This window comes from uncultured Brachyspira sp. (genome assembly GCF_944390595.1).
Taxonomy (GTDB): Bacteria; Spirochaetota; Brachyspiria; order Brachyspirales; family Brachyspiraceae; genus Brachyspira.
On the sequence record NZ_CALXRN010000007.1, the window covers coordinates 1 to 2,779 of the forward strand.

Consider the following 2,779-nt stretch of genomic DNA (forward strand, 5'->3'; position numbering starts at 1 on the left):
TCATCTGCTTCATTTTTATTAACAGCAAATGCTCTCCATATATCAGGCTCATATCCTACTAGCAAAGGTGTTACATACAAAACATTATCTTCAATTATAGATAAATAATAATTTGTAATTTTTTCATGCTTACCTTCTTCGTAATTATGTTTTTCTACAATATTATATAAATAAAATTGATTATCATTTTTAGCACTATCAAAATAGTATAATATTTCTCCAGATTCAGATAAAATATTAGAATTTTTATCTATTTTATATATAGGATCATTACCTGAATATATGGAATCATTATCAGAATAATGTTCAAAATATTTAAGAATAACTTTACCTTCAAATAATTTTAAAAACTTTTCTTTTCCTTCCTGTGCATTTAAAACACTAACTGAAATAATAAATATAATAAATAACTTTTTCATAAATAATACTCCTAAAAATTAAGCTCCGTATTTTTCAAGCAATTCAATAATATCCTCTCTGCCTTCAGAAGCTGCAACCATTAAAGCATTTTTACCATAATAATTTTTTGCATTATAATCAGCACCTCCCTCTAAAAGTGCCTCAATTACTTTGATATCTACCTTATAACTGCTATATCTATATCCTCTATTTTTACTAATACACCAAGTTAATATATTCTCTCTTTTATTTTCAAGCTCTTCATTTACATCAATACCTGAACTCAAAAGTAATTTTACCATCTCAGCATCATTATTCTCTACAGCCACCATCAAAGGATTATTATGCTCATATTCTCCATAAACATTAAGATCAGCTCCTGCCTCTATTAATATCTTAACAGTATTTATATTTTTACTTCTTACAGCATACAGAATTAAATAATCATAATATCGTTCAGGACTATTATCAGAACCTGCATAGTCTGCCTCTTTATAATTTACATCTGCTCCATTTTTAACTAATTCTTTTACAACTTCAGGACTTCCTCCAGCTTTAACTGTTTCATATAAAGCCTCATCAAATCCATTAGCTCCTGACTTTATAAGTTCACGAATTATTTCAATATTACCTTTTTTAGATGCATAAGTTAGATAATAATTAGCTTTTGCTCCTTTTTTTAAAAATTCTTTTACTCTGTTAATATCATTTTTATATATAGAATAAAATAAAAAATCAGTAGGGTTAGCACCTTTACTTAACAAATATTCAATAATATCATTTCTGCCGCTATCAAGAGCAAAAAAAGCAGCATCAATTTGCCCGCCTCCATAATAAGTTACATCCGCACCGAATTTCACTAATTCTTTTACTAAATCTAAATTACCGCTTTTCACTGCATATATCAAAGCACTAAATTTTTTTTCATCTACTATATTGACATCAGTGCCTGTTCTTATTAATTTTTTAGCAGCTTCTAAATTTCCATTTTTACAAGCTTCTATTAAAGCTTTTTCATCAGCATTATATTGAGTAAAAGCCAATGAATTAAATAAAGTAAATGAAAAAATCATTATTGTTAATATTTTAAAAATTCTCATAAAATAACCCCTTCGACTATAAAATATTTTTTATTATATATAAATATACATAAAAATCAATAAGAAAATATGTTTAAACCATATAAATACGTAAACAATTATAAGTGCCCGCCCTTTATATTTTTTATTTTTTCTGATATTTCTGTCTTATTTTATTTAAAATTGTAATTAGTTATTTTAGCTGCCCGCCCATAGTGTTATTTAAACTTATAGCTCTATAACCGCACGCAGAATGAGTCTAAAAATATAGATTTGTTTGAAATTCAAATTATACAATATTACAAAATGTATTAACCGTGCGTTAAAGAGATTATAAATCTAATAAACACTTGGGCGGGTGCTTTAATTTCTAATTTCAACTAAAAGACAAATAAAGTTTAATATTCATGTATAAACAATAAAGATAAAGGGCGGGGGTTTTAGAATAAATTTTTCTAAGATTGAATTTTAATAAAAAAATATACCCTATAGGGATTTAATTAAAAACTTGCAAAAAAATATTTTTATTATATACTAATGAAAACTTAATTATAGGATATATTGTTTATGAAATATTTATTAATTTTTTTTCTCTCTATTCTAGTATTTTCTTGCAATACCAAGGAACAAAATAATAATACAGATAAAGCGACTATAAACATAGATGATAGTACAGATGACATAAATAAAACAGAACAATCAAATACATATAATAAAGATAATAAATCAAATAATTCATCAATAAATACAAATGAAACAGAAGAATCAGCATATTATTCATACACAGATGAAGAAATTATAGATTTTATAAAATCAGGAGATTTTGAAACAATCAAAAAATTAATTGAATCAAAAAGTTTAGATGTTAATTATAATTTAGAGATAAATGAATATTCTAAGTCAACGCCTTTAATACAAGCTATAGAATATAAACAAACTGATATTATAAATTATTTATTAGAAAATAATGCAGATGTTAATTTAGCATCAGAACTTACAGGCTTTACTCCTCTTATGGCTAGCCTTAATAATATTGCTATAGCAGAGCTTTTAATTGAAAAAGGTGCTGACATTGAAGCTAAAGATGATGACGGAATTAATGCTTTAGTTTATGCCTCAACTTATAATAATGAAGAGATGGTAAAATTTTTACTTGAGAAAGGTGCCGATGCCAATACAGTATGCGAAATAGAAAATGAACATATTGATATATCGCCTACTCCTTTAATGAATGCTGCTTATAGAGGGAATACTAATATAATAAATATGTTATTAGAAAATGGTGCTGATATTAATTATAC

3 protein-coding genes are annotated in these 2,779 nt (G+C 25.6%); 1 reads left to right on the forward strand and 2 read right to left on the reverse strand.

The features are described 5' to 3' along the window. Together Q0J90_RS00340 and Q0J90_RS00345 are read right to left on the reverse strand one after the other, a co-directional pair. Positions 1-419: hypothetical protein (locus tag Q0J90_RS00340; protein WP_297276027.1), on the reverse strand; the 419-nt coding region annotated here is incomplete at its 3' end. Positions 420-437: 18 nt separating this feature from the next. Further along, positions 438-1,499, reverse strand: a complete 1,062-nt coding sequence (locus Q0J90_RS00345) for an ankyrin repeat domain-containing protein (RefSeq protein ID WP_297276028.1) — start codon at positions 1,497-1,499, stop codon at positions 438-440. Between the two features lie 546 nt (positions 1,500-2,045). Here Q0J90_RS00345 and Q0J90_RS00350 point away from each other — a divergent pair. Then, positions 2,046-2,779: ankyrin repeat domain-containing protein (locus Q0J90_RS00350; protein ID WP_297276029.1), on the forward strand; the 734-nt coding region annotated here is incomplete at its 3' end.

What these genes read in the sequence shown, in the direction of transcription:
- Q0J90_RS00345 (WP_297276028.1), bottom strand. Translation starts at nt 1,499, where the DNA reads ATGAGAATTTTTAAAATATTAACAATAATGATTTTTTCATTTACTTTA.